Source organism: Streptomyces griseoloalbus, assembly GCA_014650015.1.
Lineage (GTDB): Bacteria > Actinomycetota > Actinomycetes > Streptomycetales > Streptomycetaceae > Streptomyces > Streptomyces griseoloalbus.
Genome location: BMUD01000031.1, coordinates 1 through 26318 on the forward strand (window position 1 = coordinate 1; position 26318 = coordinate 26318).

The 26318-nt window shown below is 70.8% G+C and carries 22 protein-coding genes; 8 read left to right on the plus strand and 14 right to left on the minus strand.

Annotation, left to right across the window (positions count from 1 at the left end; translation table 11 throughout):
* Window positions 1–248 precede the first annotated feature (248 nt).
* Together IE178_RS31800 and IE178_RS31805 are read left to right on the plus strand one after the other, a co-directional pair.
* Window positions 249–1226 (plus strand): arabinan endo-1,5-alpha-L-arabinosidase, encoded by a 978-nt coding sequence (locus tag IE178_RS31800; RefSeq protein ID WP_193514664.1) that lies wholly within the window; start codon window positions 249–251, stop codon window positions 1224–1226.
* Entirely contained in the window at window positions 1208–2641 is a 1434-nt protein-coding gene (locus IE178_RS31805) for a family 43 glycosylhydrolase (RefSeq protein WP_193514665.1), read from the plus strand. The genes IE178_RS31800 and IE178_RS31805 overlap by 19 nt, the downstream gene beginning before the upstream one ends.
* 23 nt (window positions 2642–2664) lie before the next feature.
* On the opposite strand, the gene IE178_RS31810 is transcribed toward IE178_RS31805, so the two are convergent.
* From IE178_RS31810 to IE178_RS31845, 8 genes are all read right to left on the minus strand, one after another.
* Window positions 2665–4392 carry a pyridoxal phosphate-dependent aminotransferase gene (locus IE178_RS31810; protein ID WP_193514666.1) on the minus strand — a complete coding sequence of 576 codons (1728 nt, stop codon included), beginning with the start codon at window positions 4390–4392 and terminating at the stop codon, window positions 2665–2667.
* A 158-nt stretch (window positions 4393–4550) separates the two neighbouring features.
* A complete protein-coding gene (locus tag IE178_RS31815; protein ID WP_193514667.1) occupies window positions 4551–5705 on the minus strand; it encodes an aldose epimerase family protein in 1155 nt (384 codons plus the stop codon).
* Window positions 5706–5757: 52 nt separating this feature from the next.
* Window positions 5758–6999, minus strand: a complete 1242-nt coding sequence (gene mmsB, locus IE178_RS31820) for a multiple monosaccharide ABC transporter permease (protein WP_184766441.1) — start codon at window positions 6997–6999, stop codon at window positions 5758–5760.
* On the minus strand, window positions 6996–8546 hold the full coding sequence (gene mmsA / locus IE178_RS31825; RefSeq protein WP_184766440.1) for a multiple monosaccharide ABC transporter ATP-binding protein: 1551 nt from the start codon (window positions 8544–8546) through the stop codon (window positions 6996–6998). The genes mmsB and mmsA overlap by 4 nt, the downstream gene beginning before the upstream one ends.
* A gap of 33 nt (window positions 8547–8579) precedes the next feature.
* Window positions 8580–9692, minus strand: coding sequence for a multiple monosaccharide ABC transporter substrate-binding protein (gene chvE / locus IE178_RS31830; RefSeq protein ID WP_193514668.1), 1113 nt, complete (start codon window positions 9690–9692; stop codon window positions 8580–8582).
* Window positions 9693–9831: 139 nt separating this feature from the next.
* The gene (locus tag IE178_RS31835) at window positions 9832–10800 is read right to left on the minus strand and encodes a hypothetical protein (protein ID WP_193514669.1); all 969 of its coding nucleotides are present in this window, start codon (window positions 10798–10800) and stop codon (window positions 9832–9834) included.
* A 173-nt stretch (window positions 10801–10973) separates the two neighbouring features.
* The gene (locus tag IE178_RS31840; protein ID WP_184766437.1) at window positions 10974–11978 is read right to left on the minus strand and encodes a zinc-dependent alcohol dehydrogenase; all 1005 of its coding nucleotides are present in this window, start codon (window positions 11976–11978) and stop codon (window positions 10974–10976) included.
* A 37-nt stretch (window positions 11979–12015) separates the two neighbouring features.
* Window positions 12016–13179, minus strand: coding sequence for a mandelate racemase/muconate lactonizing enzyme family protein (locus IE178_RS31845; protein ID WP_193514670.1), 1164 nt, complete (start codon window positions 13177–13179; stop codon window positions 12016–12018).
* 241 nt (window positions 13180–13420) lie between these two features.
* On the opposite strand from IE178_RS31845, the gene IE178_RS31850 reads away from it, so the two are divergent.
* A complete protein-coding gene (locus IE178_RS31850) occupies window positions 13421–14278 on the plus strand; it encodes an SCO2400 family protein (protein WP_193514671.1) in 858 nt (285 codons plus the stop codon).
* 105 nt (window positions 14279–14383) lie between these two features.
* Here the strand turns inward: IE178_RS31850 and IE178_RS31855 are convergent, their stop codons facing one another.
* Window positions 14384–14827, minus strand: coding sequence for a MarR family winged helix-turn-helix transcriptional regulator (locus IE178_RS31855; RefSeq protein ID WP_193514672.1), 444 nt, complete (start codon window positions 14825–14827; stop codon window positions 14384–14386).
* 93 nt (window positions 14828–14920) lie between these two features.
* On the opposite strand from IE178_RS31855, the gene IE178_RS31860 reads away from it, so the two are divergent.
* The 3 genes from IE178_RS31860 (at window position 14921) to IE178_RS31870 (ending at window position 17627) form a co-directional block, all read left to right on the plus strand.
* Complete coding sequence (locus IE178_RS31860; RefSeq protein WP_184766433.1) at window positions 14921–15943, plus strand: NADP-dependent oxidoreductase; 1023 nt, start codon at window positions 14921–14923, stop codon at window positions 15941–15943.
* Between the two features lie 278 nt (window positions 15944–16221).
* The gene (locus IE178_RS31865) at window positions 16222–17016 is read left to right on the plus strand and encodes an EI24 domain-containing protein (RefSeq protein ID WP_193514673.1); all 795 of its coding nucleotides are present in this window, start codon (window positions 16222–16224) and stop codon (window positions 17014–17016) included.
* Window positions 17013–17627, plus strand: a complete 615-nt coding sequence (locus IE178_RS31870) for a LysE family translocator (protein WP_193514674.1) — start codon at window positions 17013–17015, stop codon at window positions 17625–17627. The genes IE178_RS31865 and IE178_RS31870 overlap by 4 nt, the downstream gene beginning before the upstream one ends.
* Here IE178_RS31870 and IE178_RS31875 read toward each other — a convergent pair.
* On the minus strand, window positions 17599–18843 hold the full coding sequence (locus IE178_RS31875; RefSeq protein WP_193514675.1) for a pyroglutamyl-peptidase I: 1245 nt from the start codon (window positions 18841–18843) through the stop codon (window positions 17599–17601). The genes IE178_RS31870 and IE178_RS31875 overlap by 29 nt on opposite strands.
* A gap of 279 nt (window positions 18844–19122) precedes the next feature.
* On the opposite strand from IE178_RS31875, the gene IE178_RS31880 reads away from it, so the two are divergent.
* Window positions 19123–21549, plus strand: coding sequence for a glycoside hydrolase family 3 protein (locus IE178_RS31880; RefSeq protein ID WP_318280362.1), 2427 nt, complete (start codon window positions 19123–19125; stop codon window positions 21547–21549).
* A gap of 81 nt (window positions 21550–21630) precedes the next feature.
* Here IE178_RS31880 and IE178_RS31885 read toward each other — a convergent pair whose 3' ends face one another.
* Window positions 21631–22611, minus strand: coding sequence for an aldose epimerase family protein (locus tag IE178_RS31885; RefSeq protein WP_184766428.1), 981 nt, complete (start codon window positions 22609–22611; stop codon window positions 21631–21633).
* Window positions 22612–22626: 15 nt separating this feature from the next.
* The gene (locus IE178_RS31890; protein ID WP_193514677.1) at window positions 22627–23535 is read right to left on the minus strand and encodes an SGNH/GDSL hydrolase family protein; all 909 of its coding nucleotides are present in this window, start codon (window positions 23533–23535) and stop codon (window positions 22627–22629) included.
* Between the two features lie 271 nt (window positions 23536–23806).
* Between IE178_RS31890 and IE178_RS31895 the strand changes: the two genes are divergently transcribed.
* On the plus strand, window positions 23807–24301 hold the full coding sequence (locus tag IE178_RS31895; RefSeq protein WP_184766426.1) for a DUF3145 domain-containing protein: 495 nt from the start codon (window positions 23807–23809) through the stop codon (window positions 24299–24301).
* A gap of 321 nt (window positions 24302–24622) precedes the next feature.
* Here IE178_RS31895 and fabF read toward each other — a convergent pair whose 3' ends face one another.
* A complete protein-coding gene (gene fabF, locus IE178_RS31900; protein WP_184766425.1) occupies window positions 24623–25894 on the minus strand; it encodes a beta-ketoacyl-ACP synthase II in 1272 nt (423 codons plus the stop codon).
* Between the two features lie 108 nt (window positions 25895–26002).
* Window positions 26003–26251: an acyl carrier protein gene (locus IE178_RS31905; protein ID WP_004931691.1), complete on the minus strand. Its 249-nt coding sequence runs from the start codon at window positions 26249–26251 to the stop codon at window positions 26003–26005.
* Window positions 26252–26318 lie beyond the last annotated feature (67 nt).

The window sequence follows — 26318 nt, forward strand, 5'->3', positions numbered from 1 at the left end:
GGAACGTGAGGAAGTCTGCCCAGGTGGTGGGGGAGAGGGCGAGCAGGGGACCCGCCTCGCATCCGCTGCAACAGGCTCACGGAGTCTTGGACGGGTAGAGCCTGCGGAGGGCGATGTCACAGCGGGCGTCGATCGGGGTTGCGCGGGCCATTGACGCGCAAGTGGTTCGATTCTACGGTCCGTTCGAACTTGCGATCGTTGTTCGGAATTCCGAACATGCCGTGACCCCCACCGCAAGGAGAACCCGTATGAGCCGCATCCTCCGAAAGCGCACCGCCCTGCTCGCGCTCCCCACCGCCGCACTGCTCGCCCTGATGCCGACCACCGCCTCGGCGTACCCCAACCCCGGCCGTGTCACCGGCTCCGTCGTCACCCACGACCCGTCGATGATCCGGACCTCCTCCGGGCAGTACCTGCTCTACGCCACCGGCGGCGGCATCGCCAACAAGACCTCCGGCGACCGCACCGCCTTCTCCGCCGGCGCCGACGCGTTCTCGTCCCGGCCGAGCTGGTGGCGCGCCTACTCCTCCGTGCCCGAGGCCTGGGCGCCCGACATCTCGTACCACGGCGGCAAGTACCTGATGTACTACTCCGTCTCGAAGTTCGGCTCGAACACCTCCGCCATCGGGCTGGCCACCTCCAGCACCGGGCAGCCGGGCAGCTGGACCGACCAGGGCACCGTCTACACGTCCGGCTCCTCCAGCGACTTCAACGCCATCGACCCCAACCTCTTCGTCGACGACGACGGCACGTGGTGGCTGTCCTTCGGCAGTTGGTGGACCGGCATCAAGATGATCCAGGTCAACCCGTCCACCGGGAAGCAGCTCTCCTCCAACACCACCCGGTACTCCCTCGCCTCCCGTCCCTCCGGGACCAAGGCCGTCGAGGCGCCGTTCATCGTCAAGCGGGGCGGCTCCTACTACCTCTTCGCCTCCTACGACACCTGCTGCGCCGGCACCAGCTCGACCTACAAGGTCAAGGTCGGCCGCGCCGACAGCGTCACCGGGCCGTACCGCGACAAGAACGGCGTCTCGATGATGAACAACGGCGGCACGCCGGTCCTGGAGTCGCACGGCAGCGTCATCGGACCCGGCGGCCAGTCGATCATGAACGACGTCGACGGTGACCTGATCGTCTACCACTACTACGACGGCAACGACAACGGCACGCCCAAGCTCGGCATCAACCTCCTGAACTGGAGCAGCGGATGGCCCGTCGCCTACTGACCCTGCTGGCCGCCCTGCTGCTCGCCCTCTCGCTCGGGCAGCCGTCCGCGCAGGCGGCCTCCTTCGGCAACCCCGTCAAGGCCCAGAAGGGCGCCGACCCCTGGATCGTCCACCACGACGGCAACTACTACCTGATCAGCACGTCCTGGACCGACGTCATCACCGTCCGCAAGTCGCCCACCCTCGGCGGCCTCGCCACCGCTCCCAGCGTGCAGGTGTGGCAGGGCGACGCGGCCTCCCGCTGCTGCAACATCTGGGCGCCGGAGCTGCACCACCTCAACGGGCGCTGGTACCTGTACTACGTGGCCGGGCAGAACGTCGCCGACTACAACCCCACCCAGCGCAGCCATGTGCTGGAGAGCGCCGGTTCCGACCCCATGGGCCCCTACACCTACCGGGGGCAGCTCAACTCCTCCTGGATGCTGGACCCGACCGTCGCCACCATCAACGGGCAGCTGTACCTCTTCGGCAGCACCCACAACGGGACGCAGAACATCGTCGCCGCGCGCATGTCCAATCCCTACACGGTGAGTTCCTCCTTCACCACCGTCTCCACGCCCACCTACGACTGGGAACGGCAGGGCGGCACCGTCAACGAGGGGCCGGAGATCCTCCAGCGCGACGGGCGGACGTTCCTCATCTACTCCGCGAGCGGCTGCTGGACCCCCGACTACAAGCTCGGGCAGCTCGCCCTCACCGGCTCCAACCCGGCCTCCGCGTCCTCCTGGACGAAGAAGGCCACGCCGGTCTTCCAGCGCAGCGACGGCAACGGCGTCTACGGTCCCGGCCACAACGGGTTCTTCACCTCGCCGGACGGCAAGGAGAGCTGGATCGTCTACCACGCCAACGACTCCGCCTCCGAGGGCTGCGACAACGGGCGTACGGCACGGGCGCAGAAGTTCACCTGGAACTCGGACGGTTCCCCGAACCTCGGTACGCCCGTGCGGCTCGGGGCGGGGCTCGCCGGGCCCTCCGGGGAGCCGTCCACCGTGTCCACCACGTACACCCTCACCAACCGCAACAGCGGGAAGTGCCTGGAGGTGGCGGGGGGTTCGTCGGCCGATGGCGCCAATGTGCGGCAGTACGCCTGCAACGGCGGCGCCAACCAGCGGTGGCGCCCGGAGGATCTCGGGGACGACACGCACCGGTTGGTGAACGTCGCCAGTGGCAAGGCGCTGGACACCGAGAACTGTTCGTCCGCCGACGGCGCCGACCTGCGCCAGTGGTCGTGGCTGGACAACACCTGCCAGCGCTTCCGGTTCCTGGCCACCGACGGTGGTCACGTCCGGATCGTCAACCAGGCCACCGGCAAGGTCGCCGACGTCGCCGACTGTTCCACCGCGGACGGCGCCGACGTACGGCAGTGGTCCTGGCTGAACAACGGCTGCCAGCAGTGGCGGCTGAACCCCGCCTGATGCCGGGGCGGTGAGGGGTGGGCTCAGCCCGTCTGGCCCATCCCCGCCGCGTTCGGCCGGCTCTGCGGTCCCGGCCAGCCCGTCGCCGGGGCCGCGGAGAGGCCGTTGGTGCCCCTGACCTGCGCGGCCGTCAGGCCGCCGCGCGCGGGGACGCCGGGCGGGGTGGGGCCGGTGGGCGGCGGCATCCGTGCCGGTGCCGGGAACGCCGCCGCGGCGGGCATCGGCACCGCCCGCGCCGCGGGCGTGAGCGGCGGGGCGGGCGCCGGCATCGGCGCGGGCGCGGGCTGGGGGAAGGGCACCGGACCCTGCTGGGGTACGGGCGGTGGTATCTGCTGGGGTGCGGGCTGCGGACCCTGCTCCGGCACCGGCTGGGGAACGGCCTGCGGTCCGGGCTGGGCCACCGGCTGTGGCACCTGCTGCGGCATTCCTTGCGCCCCCGTCGACGCGGCGGCGGGGAGCGGCATGCCGGTGCCGGTGCCCGGAGCGGCGGCGAGACCCGGAGCGCCGGCACCGACGGCTCGCGCGGCCAGGCCCCGGGTGCCCGCCCCGTTGGTCTGGCTCACCAGGCGGTCCACGGCCGCCGTGCCCGAGCTGTAGCCGGTCCCGGTGGCCGGCCCAGGCGCGGCGGCTCCCCTTCCGGACGTCCCGTAGAGCACCTGTTCCAGGCCGGACACCAGGCGACGCACATCCACCTGGGGGCGTACCACGAGACGCAGGAAGCGACTGGACGAGCCGATCTTGTTGCCGCACTCGCGGACCAGGATCCGGTGCTCGGTGAGCATCCGGTCCCGGACCACGGTGCCCTCGGCGCCCACGGGGAGGCGCACGAAGAGGAAGTTGCCCTGGGACGGGTAGACCGTCAGCCCGGGCAGTGAGGAGAGCCGGCCGGACATGTCCATCCGGTCGCGGCGGACCTGGTGGAGGCTCTGGGCGTACTCGGCGCCGTGCTCCTTCAGCATGAACACCACGTGCTCGGCGAAGCCGTTGAGGTTCCACTTGGGGAGCATGGACCTCACCCGGCCCGCCAGCGCCGGGTTGGCGACCAGATAGCCGAAGCGGATGCCGTGCAGGCCGAAGTTCTTGCCGAGGCTGCGCAGCACGACGACGTTGGGCCGCAGCATCGCCTCCCGCACCACGCTCGGCTCCACCTCCGCGTCGGCGAACTCCAGGAACGACTCGTCGATCACCACCAGGTCCAGGTCGGCCATCGCGTCCATGAACTGCACGACCGCGTGCTTGTGCAGAAAGCCGCCGTCGGGATTGTTCGGGTTGCAGATCACGGCGACCCGGGTGCCGCGCGCGCGGATGAAGTCGGCGTACCGCGCGAGGTCGAGGGCGAAACCGCTCGACTCCTGGAGCGGGAACATGTCGACCCGCTTGCCGGTCTCCATGGGCTGGTCGGTCCAGCGGCCGAACGTGGGGACGGGGACGGCGAGGGACTCGCGGACCAGGAGGTGGTCGATCCAGGTGATCAGCTCGGTCGATCCGTTGCCCATCGCCACGCACTGCGGCGGCAGCCGGAGCAGACCGCACAGCTCGGCGGTGATGGTGTCGGCGCTGCTCGGGTAATAGGTGATGATGTCGCGCAGCCTGACGGCCATCTCCTCGAACATGGCGGGGGTGGGGAAGTAGGGGTTGCAGGGGATGCAGAAGTCCACCGGGCCGGCCCCGTCGCTCTCCCGCGTCAGCGCCGCCATCGACGGACTGTGCGCTGCGGTGGAGCGGAACAACGAGGTGACGTTGTCGGCCAAGGGAGGACCTCCGTGTGCGGCAGGCCCGCCGGGGACATGCGGCCCGTCATGCCTGGGTGGCCCGCGCGGGGGAGCACGGGCCACCCAGGAGTACGGAGCGGGGCACATGGCCGTTCAGCTCATGTGAGGAAATGGTGAGAGCCGGCGACGTCCGGGGCTCACGATCCGAACGAGTGGACCGTTGTCGTCCGGTAGGTCTGGCCGGGGCGCAGCACGGTCGACGGGAACGACGGCCGGTTCGGCGCGTCCGGGAAGTGCTGGGTCTCCAGGCACAGTGCGTCGCCCTGCCGGTAGACCCGGCCGCCGGTGCCGGTCAGGGTGCCGTCGAGGAAGTTGCCCGAGTAGAACTGCAGGCCGGGCTCGTTGGTGGCGATCCGCAGGGTGCGTCCGGAGGACGGGTCGCGCAGCGTGGCGATGTGCTCGGGGCGGGCGGTGAGGCCCTTGTCGAGGACCCAGTTGTGGTCGAAGCCCTTGGCGGTGATCAGCTGCGGGTGCGCGGCCCGGATGTCCCGGCCGATCGGCTTCGCCCGCCGGAAGTCGAAGGGGGTGCCGGCCACCCGCGCCAGCTCACCGGTGGGGATGAGACCCGCGTCGGTGGGCGTGTAGCGGGAGGCGGCGATCGACAGCTCGTGGTCCTCGATGCCGCCGCTGCCCTCGCCGGCCAGGTTCCAGTAGACGTGGCTGGTGAGGTTGACGACGGTGGCCTTGTCGGTGGTCGCCTCGTAGTCGACGCGCCAGTCGCCGTCGCGGGTGAGCGTGTACGTCACCTTCGCGCGCAGCGTGCCCGGATAGCCCATCTCGCCGTCGACGCTCGTGTAGTGCAGCCGCAGACCGACATCGGAGCCCGCGGTGAACGGCTCGACGTCCCAGACGCGCTGGTCGAAGCCCTTCGCACCGCCGTGCAGACTGTTCTCCCCGTCGTTGACGGACAGCTGGTACGCCGTGCCGTCGAGGGTGAAACGGCCCTTGCCGATGCGGTTGCCGTACCGGCCGATCAGCGCGCCGAAGTACGGGCTGGAGGCGACGTAGTCCTCGATGGTGTCGAAGCCGAGGGAGACGTTGGTGTGACGGCCCCGGCGGTCGGGGATCTCCAGGGACTGGACGATGCCGCCGTAGGACAGGACCTTCATCCGGGTCCCGCCGTTCTCCAACGACCAGCTGTGGACCTTCGTACCGTCCGCGAGCTTGCCGAAGAGCGTCCTCACCGGCTTCCCCCTGCCTCCCGAGGCGTGTGCCGTCCCACCGAACGCGGTGGTGGCGGCGACTGAGGCCGCTGCGGCTCCTGCGATGACCGTGCGTCTGTTCAGTTCCATGTGCGGCTCCCGAAAAGGAGGGGCCCCGCCTTCCGGCGGGGCCCGAGCTGACCTACGAACCGACCTTGCGCTTGTTCCACACGTCGAAGCCCACCGCCGCCAGCAGCACCAGGCCCTTGATGACCTGCTGCCAGTCGGTGCCGATGCCGACGAGGTTCATGCCGTTGTTCAGCACGCCCAGGACCAGACCGCCGATGATCGCGCCGAGCACGGTGCCGACACCGCCGCTCATCGACGCGCCGCCGATGAACGAGGCCGCGATCGCCTCCAGCTCGAAGTTGAGGCCGGCCTTGGGAGAGGCCGCGTTGAAGCGGGCGGCGAAGACCAGACCCGCCAGGGCCGCGAGCATGCCCATGTTCAGGAAGACCAGGAAGGTGACCTTCTTGTCCCGCACACCCGACAGCTTGGCCGCGGGCAGGTTGCCGCCGATGGCGTAGATGTGGCGGCCGATGACGGCGTTGCGCATCACGTAGCCGAAGCCGACGAGCAGCGCGCCGAGGATCAGCAGCACGATCGGGGCGCCCTTGTAGCTGGCCAGCAGCATCGTCACCACGAGAATGGCGGAGCCCAGCGCGACCAGCTTCAGCAGGAACAGCTTGGCCGGCAGGACCTCGAGGGCGAACTCCTTCTGGCGCCGGCGGTCGCGGACCTCCTGGAGGACGACGAGTCCGATCAGCGCGAGGCCGAGAAGCAGGGTGAGATTGTGGTAGTTGGTCTCCGGGCCGACCTCGGGCATGAAGCCGTTGGCGACCTTCTGCAGTCCCTTGGGGAACGGGCCGAGGGTCTGGCCCTCCAGGAAGATCTCGGTCAGACCGCGGAAGGTCAGCATGCCCGCGAGGGTCACGATGAACGACGGTATGCCGCCGTAGGCGATGAACCACCCCTGTATCGCGCCCGCGATGGCGCCCACGGCCAGACACAGCACCACCGCGAGCGGCCACGGTATGTCGTTCCTGACCATGAAGACGGCGGCCATGGAGCCGACGAACGCCGTCAGTGAGCCGACCGACAGGTCGATGTGGCCCGCGATGATGACCAGCATCATGCCGATCGCGAGGATCAGGATGTAGCTGTTCTGCAGCACCAGGTTGGAGACGTTGCGCGGCAGCAGCAGGTCGCCGTCGGTCCACACCGCGAACAGCGCCACGATCAGGCCCAGGGCGATCAGCATGCCGTACTGCCGCATGTTGCGGCGCATACCGTCCAGCATCAGCTGGAGCAGGCCGTCACCGCCGCCCGCCCCGTTCCTGCCCGGCGGCGCCGCGGCCGGGGTCTTGTCGGTGACTGTGCTCATCGGGATACCTCTTTGTCCTTCGTCATCTGACGCATCAGCGATTCCTGGGAGGCCTCGGCCCGCGAGAACTCACCGGTCAGCCGCCCCGCGGCCATCGTGTAGATGCGGTCGCACATGCCGAGCAGCTCGGGCAGTTCGGAGGAGATGAAGACGACCGCCTTGCCCTCGGCGGCCAGTTGGTCGATGACCGTGTAGATCTCGTACTTGGCGCCGACGTCGATGCCGCGCGTCGGCTCGTCCAGGATCAGCACATCGGGACCGGCGAAGATCCACTTGCTGAGGACGACCTTCTGCTGGTTGCCGCCGGACAGCTTGCCCACCGGCTCGAAGACCGTCGGCGCCTTGATGTTCATGGACGTGCGGAAGCCCTCGGCGACCTGCCGCTCCTCGTGCTCGTCCACCACACCGCGCTTGGCGACCTTCTTCAGGGCGCTGAGCGAGATGTTGCGGTTGATGGTGTCGATGAGGTTCAGCCCGTAGTGCTTGCGGTCCTCGGTGACGTACGCGATGCCGTGGCCGACCGCCTCGGGGACGGTCTTCGTACGGATCTCCGCGCCGTCCTTGAGGACGGTGCCGCCCGTGTACCGGCCGTAGGTGCGGCCGAAGACGCTCATCGCGAGCTCGGTGCGGCCGGCGCCCATCAGCCCGGCGATCCCGACGATCTCGCCGCGCCGGACCTCCAGGGACACGTCGTCGACGACCTTGCGCTGCTGGTCGATCGGGTGGTGCACGGTCCAGTTGCGGACCTCCAGAGCGGGGGCGACGCCCTCCTCCGGCCGGTGCGGGGTGCGCTCCGGGAAGCGGTGCTCCAGGTCGCGGCCGACCATCCCGCTGATGATCCGGTCCTCGCTGGTCTCCGCGGCCTTCACGTCGAGCGTCTCGATGGTCCGCCCGTCCCGCAGGATCGTCACCGAGTCGGCGACCTTGCGGATCTCGTTCAGCTTGTGGGAGATGATGATCGAGGTGATGCCCTGGTCCTTCAACTGCAGGATCAGATCCAGGAGTTTGCCGCTGTCCTCGTCGTTGAGCGCCGCGGTCGGCTCGTCGAGGATGAGCAGCTTCACCTCCTTCGACAGCGCCTTGGCGATCTCCACCAGCTGCTGCTTGCCCACGCCGATGTCGGCGACGCGGGTCTCCGGGTGCTCGTCGAGCCCGACCCGGCGCAGCAGCTCGGCGGCGTGCTTGAGCGTCTCGTTCCAGTTGATGAACCCGCGCGTGGCGTGTTCGTTGCCGAGGAAGATGTTCTCCGCGATCGACAGATACGGCACCAGGGCCAGTTCCTGGTGGATGATCACGATGCCGTGTTCTTCACTGGCCCGGATGTCCTTGAACCGGCAGACCTCCTCCTCGAAGAGGATCTCCCCCTCGTAGGTGCCGTGCGGGTGGACGCCGGAGAGGACCTTCATGAGGGTCGACTTGCCGGCGCCGTTCTCGCCGCAGATGGCGTGGACCTCGCCCTGCTGGACGGTCAGTGTGACGTCCGACAGCGCCTTGACGCCGGGAAAGGTCTTGACGATCGAGCGCATTTCCAGGACGGGTCCCGCCATGGTCGTGCCTTCCAATCCGTGGTGAGTCGGCGGTTACTTGAGGTCGCTTTCCTTGATGTAGCCGGAGTCGACCACGGCCTTCTGGTAGTTCGCCTTGTCCACGGCCACCGGCTCCAGCAGGTACGCCGGGACGACCTTCGCGCCGTTGTCGTAGGTCTTGGTGTCGTTGACCTCGGGCTTCTTGTCGTTGAGCAGCGCGTCGACCATGTTGGAGGCCACCTTGGCGAGCTCACGGGTGTCCTTGTAGACGGTCATCGCCTGCTCGTCGGCGACGATCGACTTCACCGAGGCGACCTCGGCGTCCTGACCGGTGACGATCGGCAGCGGCTTGTTCTTGGAGCCGTAGTCGTCGGACTTCAGCGCCGACAGGATGCCGATGGAGATGCCGTCGTACGGGGAGAGGACCGCGTCCACCCGCGTGCTCTTGTAACTCGAGGTGAGGATGTCGTCCATGCGCTTCTGCGCGGTGCCGCCGTCCCAGCGCAGGGTGGTGACCTGGTTCAGGGCGGTCTGCTTGGAGCGGACGACGAGCTGCTTCTTGTCGATGTACGGCTGCAGGACGTTCATCGCGCCCTGGAAGAAGTAGCGGGTGTTGTTGTCGTCGTTGGAGCCGGCGAACAGCTCGATGTTGAAGGGGCCCTTCTCGCTGCCGTCCTTCAGGCCGAGCTTGTCGACGATGTAGGTGCCCTGGAGCTCGCCCACCTTCTCGTTGTCGAAGGAGGCGTAGTAGTCGACGTTCTCCGTGCCGAGGATGAGGCGGTCGTAGGAGATGACCGGGATGTCGGCTTCCTTGGCCTGCTGCAGGACGTTGTTCATCGACTTGTTGTCGATGGCGGCGACGATCAGCGCCTCGACGCCCTGCGTGATCAGGTTCTCGATCTGCGAGACCTGCTGGTCCGGGTCGTCCTCGCCGTAGACCAGCTTGGTCTTGTAGCCCTTGGACTCCAGGTCCTTCTTGACGTAGTTGCCGTCGGCGATCCAGCGCTCGGAGGACTTGGTCGGCATCGCGATGCCGATGGTGGCTCCGTCCGAGCCCGACTTGTTCTCCTCGCTGCCGCCCTCGCTGTTCTGGCCGCAGGCGGTCAGGGTGAGGGCGAGGGAGGCGGCTCCGGCTACGGCGGCGATGGCGGCTCTGCGGTTACGCATGATCATCATCCTTGATGTGTGGGCACGGTCGGTCTGGACGGGCGAAGGCGCTTCCGGGGTGGAACCAGGAGAGACCGAGAGAGGTGTGTGCGATTGTGCGCGGCTGTGTCTACTTCTGTGAAGCCGAGTTTCCGGAACGTTATGACGGAATGTCGAACCGGCTCAGATCGCCCGGAAGCCGCGAACCGAGCGGCGCCATGTCGCCGTCCGCGCCGTGCCGGGCCAGCAGGTCCAGGGCCAGTCTGCCGCGCCGCACCCGCTCCTTCGCGGTCGTCAGGGTCAGCTCCCGCAGATGGTGGCCGTACGGATAGATCCCGGGTGCCTTGGACAGACCGAACTTCAGGTACAGCGGCGCGCCGCGCCGGATCAGTTCGGCGACCTCGTACATCCGCACATAGCCGCCGAGGTCGTCGGGGGCCTCGATGTACATGTCCATCGGGGTGGCCGAAACCCGTCGTATCTCGGTGAGATGATCGAGCGTCAGGTCGCTGGGAACGTTGATCGAGTCCGCGCCGAGCCGCTCGTGGACCGCGTACGCGGCCGGGTTGACCGGTCCGATGAGCGCCGAGACCTTCAGCGTGGTGTCGGCGGGCAGGATGCCGGCCGCCCGCGCCCGGTGCAGCGTCCACAGCACGCCCTCGTCCGCGACGAGCAGGCACTTGACGCCCAGCTCCGTGGCGCGCACGGCGTCTTCGACGCAACCGGCCACCGCGTCGTGGCCCCGGGCGCGCGGTCCGGCGCCGCGCGAGTCGGTACGGGTGGAGCCGCCGATGTCCCAGGTGCCGCGCGGGCCGGTGAACAGGCAGAGCTCGATGTCCCGCTCGGCGGTGGCCTCGACCATCTCGGTGATCTCGGCGTCGGTCAGCATCCAGACGCCGCTGCCCTGGCTGATCCGGTGGATCGGCACATCGAGGCGCGAGGCCTCCTTCAGTACCACGGCCAGCGCCTCGGGGCCCTCGCAGGAGGGGATCTCGGTGCGCCAGCGGCCGCCGCCGGGGAAGGAGTGCGGCGAGGCGTCGGCGGGGTCGAGGGCCGGTGCGGCCAGGCCGAGCGCGGTGAGCGCCTGCTCACCGGGCCTGCGGGGCGCCGTGGTGGAAGCGTCGGTCACAAGGTGTCCTTAGTGTTCGAAATATCGGACAAAGTTCGCGGCTCGGGGTGCGGGTCGGGCCGAGCGGGGAGCGGGGAGCGGTCGGGGTGAGGGCGGGGTGAGGGCCGAGGGCTGGGTGTCCTGGGTGCACGCCGGTACGGGGGCCGTCAGGTCGCCCCCGTACCGGCGTACGTCTAGGGCCGCAGCAGGACCTTGCCCACCTTCGGATCGCCGGATCCCACCAGCTCGATGGCGCGCGGGAACTCGGCGAGCGGCAGCTCATGGGTCACCAGCGGCAGCGGATCGAGCAGCCCGGCGGCGAACACCCGCACGGTGTGCGCCCAGGCGTCCGGCGGCGCGCCGAAGACCGTGTGCACCTCCAGTTGCCGTACGACCAGATCCGTGGGGTCCAGCCCGTCGGCGCCCGGCGCCGGGATGCCGGTCAGGACCAGCCGCCCGCCGCGCCGCAGCAGCGAGGCCGCCGTACGGGCCGCGTCGGCGGACCCGGCGGTCTCGATCACCACGTCGAAGTCGTCCGGGAGTCGCTGCTCCTTCGTGCGGAAATCGGTCGCCCCGTACTGCCGGGACAGCGCCTCACGGTCGCCCCGGGTGCCCACCACCAGCAGCTCGGACGGGGAGTTCGCCCTCAGGAACTGCACGGCGAACATGCCCAGGGTGCCGGTGCCGACCACCGCCACCCGCTCACCGGGAACGGCGTGCGCCTTCAGCGCGGCGGCCGCGATACAGGCGGCCGGCTCCAGCAGCGCGGCGGCACCGAGGTCGGCGTCGTCCGGGAGGACGTGCAGCAGACGGGCCGGAAGGGTCAGCGTGGCGGCCATGGCCCCCGGCTGGGTGAACCCGGTCTCCTCGTACCCCGCCGAGCACAGCGTCGTCTCACCGGCGTGGCAGCGGTCGCAGACCTGACAGTTGCGGAACCCCTCACCGACGACCTTGCGGCCGACGAGCGACTCCGGCACCCCCGCGCCCACCCCCCGCACGGTCCCGGACCACTCGTGGCCCGGCGTCAGCGGGTACCGCACGTACCCCTCGGGCCGGTTGCCCTGGTACACCTCGCGGTCGCTGCCGCAGATACCGGCGGCGTGCACACGGATCAGTGCCTCGCCCGGGCCGGGTTCGCGCGGCTCGTGCGGGACGAGGCGGTGCTCACCGGGGCCCTCGACGACGACGGCGGTGCTCATCGTGCCTCCCCAAAGCGGCAGCGGCGGTGGGCGGCGGTCACTTGGTGCCCTTGGGCTTGCGCTGCTCCCAGCCCTCGGCCCACAGGTCGAAACGGGCCTGCTGCTGCGGGAACTCGGCCGCCGCGTCGACGTCCAGCTCCACGCCGAGGCCGGGGGCGTCGGAGAGGTGGAAGCAGCCGTCCTCCGGGTTCACCTGCGGCGCGCCCTTGACGACCTTCTTGATCTCCGCGTCGGCGAAGTCGTTGAAGTGCTCAAGGATCTTGAAGTTCGGGGAGGTGAAACCGACCTGGAGGGACGCGGCGGTGAGGACCGGGCCGCCGACGTTGTGCGGAGCGACCAGCATGTAGTGGGTCTCGGCGGTCGCGGCGAGCTTGCGGGTCTCCCAGATGCCGCCGATGTGGCCGACGTCCGGCTGGAGGATGTCCACGGCCTGGCTCTCGAACAGCTCGCGGAACTCGATGCGGTCGTGGATGCGCTCACCGGTGGCCACCGGCATGTCGACCTTCGCGGCGACCTTCTCCAGCGCCTTGAGGTTCTCCGGCGGCACCGGCTCCTCCAGCCAGGCAGGCTTGAAGGGCGCGAGCTCCTTGGCCATGCGGATGGCGGTGGCGGGGGAGAAGCGGCCGTGCATCTCCAGCATCAGCTCGGCGTCGGGGCCGATCGCGTCGCGTACCGCCTCGATCAGGGAGACGGCGTACAGGCTCTCCTTGTGGTCGAGCTCGAAGTGGCCGGTGCCGAAGGGGTCGATCTTCAGCGCCCGGTAACCACGCTCCATCACCGTCCGCGCGGCCTTGTGGTACGCCTCCGGCGTGCGCTCGGTCGTGTACCAGCCGTTGGCGTACGCCTTGACCTTGTCGGTGACCTTGCCGCCCAGCAGCTGCCAGACGGGGACGCCGAGCGCCTTGCCCTTGATGTCCCAGCACGCCATCTCGACGACGGCGATACCGGACATCACGATCTCGCCGGCGCGGCCGTAGTCGCCGTACTTCATCCGGCGGACCAGGTCCTCGACAGCGAACGGGTCGGAACCGAGAATGTGATTGACCTCGGCTTCCTTCAGGTAACCCAGAAGGGCGTCGGTGTGGCCCAGCATCCGGGTCTCGCCGACTCCCGTGATGCCCTCGTCGGTGTGCACCTGGACGTACGTCAGGTTGCGCCACGGCGTCCCGACCACGTGTGTGCTGATTCCGGTGATGCGCACGGCAGTCGCCCCTCGCTGCTGTTGTGGACCTGTTGTCGGTGTCTGTACGGTTCGACGTGTTCGATATTTCGGCACACGTTCGAAATGCTGGCGTGACAGTAAGGACGGGGCGGTAGGGGTGTCAATGGGTCACGCGCATAACGGTTTCGGCAGTTTCGAAACCAATGGGCGCTGGTCCACACCGAACATTCACAGCAGGGCCTATGAAGCGGACCCGAACGGAACCTAACCTTCCCGCGTCATGGACTTTTGTCACCCGTGCCGACGGCACCTCAACGGCGCCCTGGCCTGCCCGGGCTGCGGCACGCCCGCCGGGGTGCTCCGCGCCTACGCGGGGGAGCCCGTCGCGCCTGCGGCGTACGAGGGGGAGCCGGCCGGCGCCGGCCGGGGTGAGGAGTCCGGGCACGGGTACGGCGACGGGTACGGCGACGGCTACAGCGCCGAGGACCGTGCCGAGCATCGCGAGGGGTACGACGCCGAGCACCGTGCCGAGCATCGCGAGGGGTACGACGACGAGTACGGCGACGAGGAGCCGCAGGGGCGGCGGGCGGCTCGGCGCCGGGGGAGCGAACCGGGCGCCGAGGGCCGCGGGGCGGGTGCGAGCCGGCGGGACCGCAAGGCCGCGGCGCACCGTCGGCGGCGGCGCCGCACGCTGCTGATCGTGGGGGGCTTCGTCCTCGCGGCGGGCGGGCTGAGTCTCGCGGAACTCGGGATGGACGCGCCCAGGTCGGCGCCGCAGCCGGCGGCGGCCGGGGAGGAGTCCCCGGACGGCGGCGGGGCGGAGCTGGATCCGACGAAGTCGGCGGGCGGCGACTCGGACGCGCCCGCGCCCGGAGAGTCCTCCGGCGCGGCGGCGTCCGGCTCCCCGTCGGCCTCCGGGTCGCCGGAGGACAAGGAGTCCGAGGAGGCGGACGACGAGGGCGAGGGGGACGCCTCGTCCTCCCCCGGGGACGCGCCCTCGACCGACCCGACGACGCCTCCGCCGGCGGAGCCCCCGTCGGAACCGGAGAGCCCGGGGCCGGAGCCGACCACGAAGGAGCCCGAACCGGACCCCGAGCCGACGGAGACGTGCGACCGGTTCCTGTGGTGGTGCGCATAGCGGCCGACTGGCCCGGCCCGGCGTTCGGGCCCCGCTCGGCCCGCTCAGGCAAGGTTCAGCCCGCTCGGCCCTCTCGGTCCGCGCTCGGCCCCCATCGGCCCTCGCTCAGCCCTCGCGCAGCATCCTGCGCAGGGCATCGCGCAGTGCCAGCCGCTCCGCCTCCGAGAGCCCCGCCAGTGGCTCGCGCGCGAACCGCAGGGAGTCCTGCAGGCTCCGGGCCACCCGCCGCCCCTCGGCCGTCGCCGCCGCCAGCTTCACGCGCCGGTCCGCCGGGTCCGGACGGCGCTCCACCAGGCCCCGGGACTCCAGACGGTCGACGATGCCGGTGACGTTCGACGGCTCGCACTTCAGCCGCTGCGCCAGCTTGCGCATGGGAAGCGGCTCCAGGGACAGCAGACTGAGCAGCCGCGCCTGGGCACCCGTCAGCGTGTGACCGGCGGCCGCTTCCTCGTACTCCTCGTGGTAGCGCGCCACCACCGAGCCGATGAGGTCGACGACCTCGAGGGTGAGGTCGTCGGGACGGCGGGGCGTGGTGCGCGGTGTGACCATGCTCCGAAGGGTACCCACTTGCTTGACATCCTGAAATATTCAGCCGCATGGTTGTTTCAGTTAATGAAGTATTTCGAGGAAAGGTGCCAGGTCATGTCCGACGCCCCCACACTCCCCACCACCGGCCGCGAGTGGCATCTGCTGAGCCGGCCCGTCGGCTGGCCGAAGCCCGAGGACTTCGCCCTCGTCGAGGCGGAGGTCCGCACCCCGGGTGAGGGCCAGGTGCTGGTGCGGAACACGTACCTCTCCGTCGACCCGTACATGCGCGGCAGGATGTCGGCCGCCAAGTCCTACGTCGCGCCCTTCGAGCTGGGCAAGGTCATGCAGGGCGGCGCCGTCGGCGAGGTCGTCGCGTCGAACGCCGAGGGGATCGCCGTCGGCGACCACGTCCTGCACTTCTTCGGCTGGCGGGAGTACGCCGTCGTGGACGCGAAGAACGCCGTCACGGTGGACCCCGAGGCGGCGCCCCTCTCGGCGTACCTGGGCGTGCTCGGCATGACCGGCCTCACCGCCTACGCCGGCCTGCTGCGCACCGCCTCCTTCAAGGAGGGCGACTCCGTCTTCGTGTCCGGCGCCGCCGGTGCCGTCGGCAGCCAGGTCGGGCAGATCGCGAAGCTCAAGGGTGCCTCCCGGGTGATCGGCTCCGCCGGGTCCGACGAGAAGGTCAAGCTGCTCGTCGAGGAGTACGGCTTCGACGCCGCGTTCAACTACCGGAACGGCTCCGTGAGCGAGCAGCTGCGCGACGCCGCCCCGGACGGGATCGACGTCTACTTCGACAACGTGGGCGGCGATCACCTGGAGGCGGCCATCGGATCCCTCAACCGGGACGGCCGGATCGCCGTCTGCGGGATGATCTCCGTCTACAACAACACCCGGCCCGCGCCGGGACCGAAGAACCTCGCCCGGCTCATCCAGACCCGGGGCCGCATCGAGGGCTTCCTCGTCGGCGACCACTACGACCTCCAGCCGCAGTTCGTGCGGGAGGTCGGCCCCTGGGTCCGCTCGGGCGAGCTGAAGTACCGCGAGACGGTCGTCGAGGGCATCGAGAACAACCTCGAGGCATTCCTCGGCGTGCTGCGCGGCGACAACACCGGAAAGATGATCGTCAAGCTCTGACGCCGTCCCGGGATGTCCGCCATCCGGTGACTTCTTGGCGACTCGCGGCGACATCACCGTGACGCCGGTCCGACCACGGTCGTTGCGCAGGGCGAGGGCCGCATCCTTGGACGTGGGGTGCGGCCCTCAGCCATGCCCGGCGAGTCGTCGGAGCGTCGGACCGGCCGGCCGGAGGCAGGTGCCCGCGTGGGCGAGTGGGAACCGAGCCGTGGTCATACGTGCCCCCGGGCCGATGCGCGGGTGAGAGTACGTGGCGCGGCCCCGATACAGTCTTCCCCATGCGCGATCTTGGGGCGGGTTTCCGGTACTTGGGGAAGGGCCAGCGATGGGTGGCCCGGCACGGCAAGCAGTTCGGGTTCGGGCTGCTGCCCGGACTGATCACACTCGTGCTGTACGCGGCGGCACTGGTCGCACTGGCCTTGTGGGGGGAGGACCTCGTCACCTGGGCGACGCCGTTCGCCGACGACTGGTCCAGCCCCTGGGCCGGCCTGTTCCGCGGGTTCCTCACCGTCGTCCTGTTCGCGCTCGGACTCCTGCTGTCCGTGCTCACCTTCACGGCGGTGACCCTGCTCATCGGGCAGCCCTTCTACGAGAACCTCTCCGAGAAGGTCGACCGGGACGTGTCCCCCGACGGCACCGCACCCGAGTCCGGGCTGCCGCTGTGGCGGGAGCTGTGGATCTCCGGCCGCGACAGCCTGCGTATCGTCGTCCGCGCCCTGGTGTGGGGCGTGCTGCTCTTCGCGCTCGGCTTCATCCCGGTCATCGGCCAGACCGTCGTACCGGTGATCGGCTTCCTCGTCACCGGGTTCTTCCTCACCGAGGAGCTCACCGCCGTCGCGCTCCAGCGGCGCGGGGTCGAACTGCGCGAGCGGCTGCGCCTGCTGCGGTCCCGCAAGACCCTCGTCTGGGGCTTCGGCACCCCCCTGGCGGTGGCCTTCCTGGTCCCGTTCGTCGCCGTGTTCCTGATGCCGGGCGCGGTCGCCGGAGCCACGCTGATGGCGCGCGACCTGCTCGGTGAGGAGACCACCGGGGACGGCTCCGAGGAGTCCGAGGAGGAGGGCGTCTCCTCGTGACCGAGGTGCTCGCCGTCGCCGTCATCACCGTCCTGGCCGTGATCGCCCCGGGCGCCGACTTCGCCATGGTGGTGCGCAACAGCTACCTCCACGGCCGCCGCACCGGACTGCTCGGCGCGCTCGGGGTCGCCGCCGGTGTCCTGGTGCACGTCACCTACACCATGCTCGGTGTCGGACTGCTGATCGCCTCCTCCACCTTCCTGTTCACGGTCATCAAAATGGTCGGCGCCGCCTACCTCGTGTACATCGGCGTCCGTACCTTCCGCACGCGCGGCGAGGTCACCGTCGACCTGGAGAACAAGTCGGAACTGACGCCGGTCGCGGCCCTGCGCACCGGATTCCTGACCAACGTCCTCAACCCGAAGACGACCCTCTTCGTCGTCTCGACCTTCGCGCAGGTCGTCAGCCCCGGCACGCCGGTCCTCCAGCAGGTGGGCTACGGCCTGTTCATGTCGCTGGCCCACCTGCTGTGGTTCGGCGTCGTCGCGGTGTTCTTCAGCCACGACCGGATGCGCACCCTGATGCTGCGCGGCCAGAAGATCCTCAACAAGGTGATCGGATCCGTGCTGGCCGGGCTCGGCGTCAGTCTCGCGTTCGCTCCGTCGCACTGATCGCCACGGTCACGATCGACCGCACCTGGTCGATGATGTCCACCCGATTCCGCACGAAGTCGGGGTCGGTGACCTCGGTGGTGTTCCCGGCGCCGAACTGCAGGACGGGCGTGTGCACATGGCCGCCCGGCAGCTTCTCGTGCAGCCCGAGCCGGTCCCTCAGCAGGGTCGCCCGGTAGGCGATCTCGTTGGAGAGGTAGTCACCGCCGCCGCCCGCCCGGGCGGTCGAGCCGGGCGTCGGACCCTCCGGCCGGACGACCGGCTCGCTGCCTCCCGCCGGGATCTCCGTCACGCTCGTGTTGTCGTACACCGGGAACCGCCCGGTGACCGCGGCGACGATCCGCGCGTACGGCAGGGTGGTGGACGTCCACTGCGGCTGCGAGGCCGGATCGGTGACCGGGACCGTCTCCGTGCGGCCGATGTTCTCGTTGTCCCCGAAACCGCCCCGCCAGGCCCCGTTGGTCCGCTCGACGTCGAAGCGGCCCACCCGGCCCTGGCTCACCGTGGTGAACAGGTCGACCTTCGGCAGATACGGTCGCAGCGCCCGCTCCACCGTTCCCTCCGCGAAGTCCCGCCACCGCACCGGGAACACGGCCGTCTCGATGCGCGCCGGGCCGTCCGCCGTCTCGATCACCGTGCCGTCGAGGGCGAGCGCGACGGCGCCGGACGGGTTGGAGATACGGATGTCCCGGTCCAGGGTGAACGGGTCGAAGCCCGTCACCAGGATCCGCTTCACGCCCTCGCCGTGCGGATAGCGGATCGCGCTCTGCCCGCGCGAGGTCCGCTCCAGCTCGCCCAGCAGCCGTGCCCGCTGCTCCCCGCTCAGATCGAACTCCGGCTGCCAGGCACGCAGTTCCCGGGTCATGCCGAGCCGCGCCCAGTACAGCGGCCGGTCGTCGTCCCGGCTGAGGTCACCGACCGCGGGGCCGCGTCCCTGCGCCCGGTCGACGGCCCTGCGCCACAGCTCCGTCCCCTCGCGTTCGACGGCACGGCGGGCCTGGGCGTAGGAGCGGGCGCGGTCGAGGGCGCGGACGAGGTCCGGTGCCACGGCGTCGAAGCCGGAGCGCCGCAGTATCTCCTGCGGGGCGGCCCCGTCCAGGCGCTGCTCCTCGACCGTGGGGGTCGTCGGCTCGGCGGCGGTCGCGGTCGTGGGGGCGGCGAGACCGGTCAGCAGCGCCAGACCGAGGACACCGATGCGAACACGTAGGGATCTCAAGGGGGAAGGGGCCTTCCGTCGTCGGGGGGCACGGGGATGCCGGAGGCCGCAGTATCGCGTGACCGGAGTGGTCCACGCCACGGGCGGGGCGCGGAGGGCCTCGGGGACCCGGAGCAGGGATGCGCGTCGGCGCCGCGCCTGCTCCGGCCGGGGCCCGGACCGACGTCGGGATCGTGACCGCCGTACGGAGGGCTGGGCACCCTCCTCACCGGGCAGTGTCAGGAGGTCGAGGACGGCGGGACGGAAGCCGTCCAGGGCTTCGAGGCGGAGGTGCCGGGCGTGGCGGAGACGGTGGAGGAACGGCGCGAGGCGGTCGTGGAGGCGGCGCTCGGCAGACTCGGTCTGGACGCCAAGGCCCGGCTGCTGGCAGGTCAGGACATGTGGAGCCTGCCCGCGCTGCCGGAGATCGGCCTGGAGCCGCTGGTGATGTCCGACGGCCCGATCGGCGTGCGCGGGGTGCGCTGGAGCGCCGACGACCCGTCCGTCGCGCTGCCGTCCCCGACCGCGCTCGCCGCCACCTGGGACCCCGGACTCGCCCGCCGGGCCGGGGTGCTGCTCGCCCAGGAGGCCCGCCGCAAGGGCGTCCACGTGCTGCTCGCGCCCACGGTCAACCTGCACCGCTCCCCGCTCGGCGGCCGCCACTTCGAGGCCTACAGCGAGGACCCGTACCTCACCGGACGCATCGGCGCCGGCTATGTGACGGGCGTCCAGTCCGGCGGCGTCGGCACCACCGTCAAGCACTTCGTCGCCAACGACGCCGAGACCGACCGCTTCACGGTGAACAACCTCGTCAGCGAACGCGCCCTGCGCGAGCTGTACCTGGCCCCCTTCGAGGCCATCGTCGCCGCCGCCCGCCCCTGGGGCATCATGACCGCCTACAACTCGGTCAACGGCACCACGATGACCGAGCACCGGCACCTCGTCGAGGAGGTCCTGCGCGGCGAGTGGGGCTTCGACGGCATCAACGTCTCCGACTGGAACGCCGCCCGCTCCACCGCCGCCGCCCTCACCGGCGGCCTGGACATCGCCATGCCCGGCCCGCGCACCGTCTACGGCCCGGCCCTCGCGCAGGCCGTACGGGACGGCGAGGTCGAGGAGGCCCGGGTCGACGACGCGGTCCGCCGGGTGCTGCGGCTCGCCGCCCGGGTGGGCGCCCTCGCGGGCGCCGAACCGGCCGTCACCGAACCGCCCGGCGCCGTGGACGGGGAGGCGCTGGCCCGCGAGATCGCCCGCCGCTCCTTCGTCCTCCTGCGCAACGACAGCGGCGCGCTGCCGCTGAAACCCGGCACCGTGGCGCTGAGCGGTGCCGCCGCCCGCGACGCCCGCGTCCTCGGCGGCGGCTCCGCCACCGTCTTCCCCGCCCGGACCGTCTCCCCGCTCGACGGCCTCACCGCCGCCCTCCCCGAAGGCACCCTGAGCTACACCGTCGGCGCCGACCCCAACACCGAACTCGCCACCGCCGCCCGCGGCTTCGACCTGCGCGCCGTCTGCCGCGACGCCGACGGCCACGTCATCGGCACCCGCAACGCCCCGGACGGGCACGTCCAGTGGATGGGCGCCGACCTCCCCGACGGCGTCACCCACGCCACCCTCCACACCGTCGAACTCACCGGCACCTTCACCCCGCGCGAGAGCGGCCGGCACACCTTCGGCACCCGCGGTGTCGGCGCCTTCACCCTCACCGTCGACGGCACCACGCACTTCGACGGCATCCAGCCCCCGGTCGAGGGCGACCCCTTCGGCGCCTTCTTCGGCGGCCCGGTGCCCCGCGCCGAGGTCGAACTCACCGCCGGCGTACCCGTCGAGGTGTCCCTCACCCGGGTCGTGGACCGGGCAGCCGGCCGCCCCATGCCGGTCATCACCTTCACCCTCGTCCACCAGGAGCCCCCGCGCGACCCCGACGAGCTGATCGCCGAGGCCGTCGGGGCGGCCCGGGACGCGGACACCGCGGTGGTCGTGGTCGCCACCACCGAGCGGGTCGAGTCCGAGGGCTTCGACCGGGGGGACCTGCGCCTGCCCGGCCGGCAGGACGACCTGGTGCGCGCCGTCGCCGCCGCCAACCCGAACACCGTCGTGGTCGTCAACGCCGGTTCCCCGGTGGAGCTGCCCTGGCGCGAGGACGTCGCCGCCGTGCTGCTGACCTGGTTTCCCGGGCAGGAGGGCGGCGCGGCCCTCGCCGACGTCCTCACCGGCGCCCACGAGCCCGGCGGCCGGCTCCCCACCACCTGGGGCGCCCTGGCGGACGCCCCGGTCACCCGGGTGCGTCCCACCGACGGCGTACTCGCCTACGACGAGGACGTGTTCATCGGCCACCGCGCCTGGGAGCGGGCGGGCCGCACCCCGGCCTATCCGTTCGGCCACGGCCTCGGCTACACCGACTGGGCGTACGAGTCGGTCGAGGTCGACGGGACCACCGTGACGGTCCGCGTCCGCAACACCGGCGAGCGGGCGGGCCGCGAGGTCGTACAGCTCTATCTGGCGCCCGGCGAGCCCGGTGCCCACCGCCCGGCGCGCACGCTGGCCGGGTTCGCCTGCGTCGAGGCCGGGCCCGGGGAGCGCGCCGAGGTCACGGTCGAGCTGCCGCGCCGCGCGTTCGAGATCTGGGACGAGACAGCCGCATCGTGGTCGTATGTGAAGGGTTCGTACGAGATCCAGGTGGGGCGCTCGATCGAGGACCGCAGGATCACCGCAGCGATTACCGTCTGATCCGGGTAGCCCCCACATGAGCAGCCCCGGCCCGGGACCCTGACCCCGGACCGGGGCTCGTGTGCGTGCGGGGGCGGCGGCCTACGGTGCCTGCCGCACGCCGAAGCCGTACACCGTCTCGGAACGCAGCACCTCGCCCGGCCGCAGCACCGTGCTCGGGAAGTCCGGCCGGTTCGGGGAGTCCGGGAAGTGCTGGGTCTCCAGCGCGATGCCGTCACCGGGGGAGAACGGCTCCCCGATGTGGTCCGCGGTGTACAGCTGCATCCCCGGCTCGGTGGTCGACACCGTCAGCACCCGGCCCGACGCCGGGTCGTGCAGCTCGGCGACCTCCACCGGCGTCGCCGTCACGCCCTTGTCGAGCACGAAGTTGTCGTCGTACCCGGAGCCCACCTTGCGCGCCTCGCGGAAGTCGAAGCGGGTGCCGGAGACGTCCGCGAGCTCACCGGTCGGGATCAGCTCCGCGTCGGACGGGGTGAAACGCGAGGCGGCCAGCCGCAGTTCCTGCTCCGCCGCGCTGCCGGATCCGGCGAGGTTCCAGTACGAGTGATTCGTCAGGTTCACGTGCGTCGGAGCGTCCGTCACCGCCTCGTACGCGATTCCCAGCGCGCCCCGCTCGTCCAGCGTGTACGTCACCGAGACCTCCAGACGGCCCGGGAAGCCCTCCTCGCCGTCCGGGCTGACCAGGGAGAGCCGCAGGCCGTGCGCGGCCGGGCTGACGTCCCACACGCGCTTGTCGAAGCCCCGCGCACCGCCGTGCAGCGAGTTCGGCCCGTTGTTCGGTTCGAGCGTGTGGGCGACCCCGTCCAGCCGGAAGCGCGCGCCCGCGATCCGGTTGGCGTACCGGCCGATCAGGGCACCCAGGAAGGGTTCCGGATGCCTGAGATAGCCGTCCAGGTCGGAGAACCCCAGCACCACGCTCCCGGTCCGGCCGTCCCGGTCCGGCACCTCGACGTCCTGCACGATCCCGCCGTACGACAGGATCCGTACCCGTACGCCCGCCCGCTCCAGGGTCCAACGGTGCACCGGGGCGCCGTCGGGAAGTGTGCCGAAGAGTTCGTTCATGTGCGAAACAATAGGTCACGGCCGCTTCGCGGTGACCGTGCGGTACGCGATCTCGGCCAGCTCGGCCTGCCCGTCGACGCTGGGATGGAACCAGTCCCAGCGGCTCAACTGCTCGGTGCCGAAGCGGTACTCGAACACCGCGCCCTCGTCGAAGCGGCAGCGGCGGTCCCGCGCGCAGACCTCCTCCAGCACCTCGTTGTAGTCCTCCACCCGGTTCTGCACCGTCTCGCGCCGCAGCGTCGCCGCCGCGTCCAGCGCGTCCGCGTCGCCGAGCATCGACGGGCAGATGCCCAGCTTCCACACCTGCTTGCCCAGCTCGTTGGTCCGGCCCTGCGACCACAGCCGCTTCAGGTCCGGCACGCTCGCCACATACACCTGGGCCTTGGGCAGTGCTTCGCGCAGCGTGCGCAGGGCGTCCTCGAAGTCGGTGCGGAAGTCCGCCACCGGCGTCATCGCCGACGTGGTCGCCCGGCAGGCGTCGTTCGCCCCGGCCATGACCGCCACCAGCTCCGGACCGTGCCGCACCGCCCGCGCCATCTGGCCCGGCAGATCAGCCATCCGGGCCCCGGTCACCGCGTAGTTCCAGCTCCGCTCGGCCGCCCCCGCCCGCCCGAGCAGCCGTACGGCGAGACTGTCCACCTTCTCGCTGTCGCCCGTCGCCCACGACACCTCGGGACAGTCCGTCAGCACCGCGCAGGCGTCGAAGCCACGCGTGATGGAGTCCCCCACGGCGGCCACCGACTCCGGACTGGTGTCCCACACGGGCGTCGGTTTCGGGGACGGGGAATTCCTCGCCCCCGTGCCGGACGGGGCGGGGGAGTCACCGCCGACGGCATCGCAGCCCGCCACGCCCAGCGCGGCGGCCGTCACCACGGCCAGCACGGCCCGTGAGCGCCGGGTCCGCCTCCGCGTCGCCTGCTCCATCCGTCGCCTCCCCGCGCGTCATGAGGTGTTCGTCCCCCCCACCATGAACAACGCACAGGGGTTCCCGCTCTCCGAAGGGCGCGTCCGAAAGGAACGTCCCCCACCCGCACAGGCGTCCTGCCGGGTGAATGACGGAAGTTTCCCGGCGTCCGGACCGACCGTACGTCACACTCCTTGCGCCGTCGCACGGTAGCCTCGCCATCAACGTGGCCTGCCCGGGCCGCGGCCGTTCCACCCGTTCCAAGACGACCCGCTCAGCCCGGAGGTTCCGGTGACGACTCGTGGAGTTCTGTACGTGCACTCCGCGCCGCGCGCGTTGTGCCCGCACGTCGAGTGGGCCATCGCCGGGGTGCTCGGCACGCGCGTCAGCCTGGACTGGATCCGCCAGCCCGCCGCCCCCGGCACCTGGCGTTCGGAGTTCTCCTGGCAGGGCCAGGCCGGCACCGCCTCCAAACTCGCCTCCGCGCTGCGCGGCTGGCAGATGCTGCGCTTCGAGGTCACGTCCGAGCCCTGCCCCGCCGCCGAGGGCGAGCGCTACAGCTGCACCCCCGACCTCGGCATCTTCCACGCCGTCACGGGCATTCACGGCGACATCCTCATCCCCGAGGACCGGCTGCGCGCCGCCCTGGTCCGCTCCCGGACCGGCGAGACCGACCTGGAAGAGGACATCGCCAAACTCCTCGGCAAGCCCTGGGACGACGAACTGGAACCCTTCAGACACGCAGGAGAAGGCGCCCCGGTCCGCTGGCTCCACCAGGTGGTCTGAACACGTCCCTGGGCCGCAACCCCTTTCAGGGGCGCGGGGAACTGCGCGACCAGCCCCAACGGCCCGGCACCGGACTGACTTCCCCCGGCCCTCTGGGCCAGGGGCAACCCCCTCAGGGGCGCGGGGAACTGCGCGACCAGCCCCAACGGCCCGGCACCCGACTGACTTCCCCCGGCCCCCTGGGGTCAAAGGGGCGAAGCCCCTGGAGGACGGGACGGGTAGGGGCGGCGGGGGCGAAGAAAAGAACACCCCCCGCGCCGGCGCACGCCAAAGGGCCCCCACCCCGACAGAGGTGAGAGCCCCTCAGACCGCCGACGCCAGTTACACCGACCGGAACGCCAGCACCACGTTGTGCCCACCGAACCCGAACGAGTCGTTCAACGCGGCAATCCGCCCGTCCACGGGCAACTTCCGCGCCTCACCGCGCACAACATCCGCGTTCGCCTCGGCCTCCGGATCCAGGTTCTCCACGTTGATGGTCGGCGGAGCCACCCGGTGGTACAGCGCCAGCACCGTAGCCACCGACTCCACACCACCCGCGCCACCGAGCAGATGCCCCGTCATCGACTTGGTCGCGGAGACCGCCATGTGGTCCGCGTCGTCACCGAAGACCTTGCGCAGCGCCTTCAGCTCGGCGATGTCACCGGCCGGCGTCGAGGTGGCGTGCGCGTTGACGTGCACGATCTCGGCCGGGTCCAGGTCGGTGCGCTCCAGCAGGTTCCGCAGGGCCTGCGAGATGCCGCGGCCCCCCGGCTCCGGCTGCACGATGTCGTGCGCGTCGGCCGAGATGCCCTGACCGACCGCCTCCGCGTAGACGCGGGCGCCGCGCGCGGCGGCGTGCTCGGCGGACTCCAGGACGATGACGCCCGCGCCCTCACCGAGGACGAAGCCGTCACGGGCGACGTCGTAGGGACGCGAGGCGCCCTCGGGGTCGTCGTTGTTCTTGGACATCGCCATCATGTTGCCGAACGCGGCGATCGGCAGCGGGTGGATCGCCGCCTCCGTGCCGCCCGCGACGACGACGTCCGCGCGGCCGGTGCGGATCATCTCGATGGCGTAGCCGATGGCCTCCGCGCCCGACGCGCAGGCCGAGACCGGGGTGTGCACGCCCGCGCGGGCGCCCACGGCCAGACCCACGTTGGCCGAGGGGCCGTTCGGCATCAGCATGGGGACGGTGTGCGGGGAGACGCGGCGGACGCCCTTCTCCTTCAGCACGTCGTACTGGTCCAGCAGGGTCGTCACGCCGCCGATGCCGGAGGCGATGACCGCGCCGAGCCGGTCCGGGTCGACCTTCGGGTCCTCGCCGGCCTTGGCCGCGAAACCGGCGTCGGCCCACGCCTCCTTGGCCGCGACCAGCGCGAACTGCGCCGAGCGGTCCAGGCGGCGGGCCTGCGGCCGTGGAATGACCTCGGTGGGCTCCACGGCCACCGGTGCCGCGATACGGACCGCCTGCTCGGCGGCCCACTCCTGCGTGAGCGGCTTGACGCCGGAACGTCCGGCGACCAGGCCCTCCCAGGTTGAGGCTGCGTCGCCACCCAGCGGTGTGGTTGCGCCGATACCGGTGACGACCACGGTGCGATTGGTCGGGCTCATCGGAATTCTTTCTCCAACGGATTACGAGATTCGTACGGCGCCACCGCCGGGTGGCGGGGCCGGGGGCTCCCGGCCTTCGGGCCTCCCGTCCGGAAGGCCCGGCAGGGCTCAGGCCTGGTGCTTGAGGATGTAGTCGGTCGCGTCGCCGACGGTCTTGAGGTTCTTGACGTCGTCGTCCGGGATCTTGACGTCGAAGCGCTCTTCGGCGGCGACGACGACCTCGACCATGGACAGCGAGTCGACGTCCAGGTCGTCGGTGAAGGACTTGTCCAGCTGGACGTCCTCAACCGGGATGCCGGCGATCTCGTTCACGATCTCCGCGAGACCGGCGACGATCTCTTCCTGAGTGGCGGCCATGATGGCGCTCCTTCTTTGTGATTCCAGAGGATGTAACGGTGTTTCCTCGCGTACCGGACGCATGATC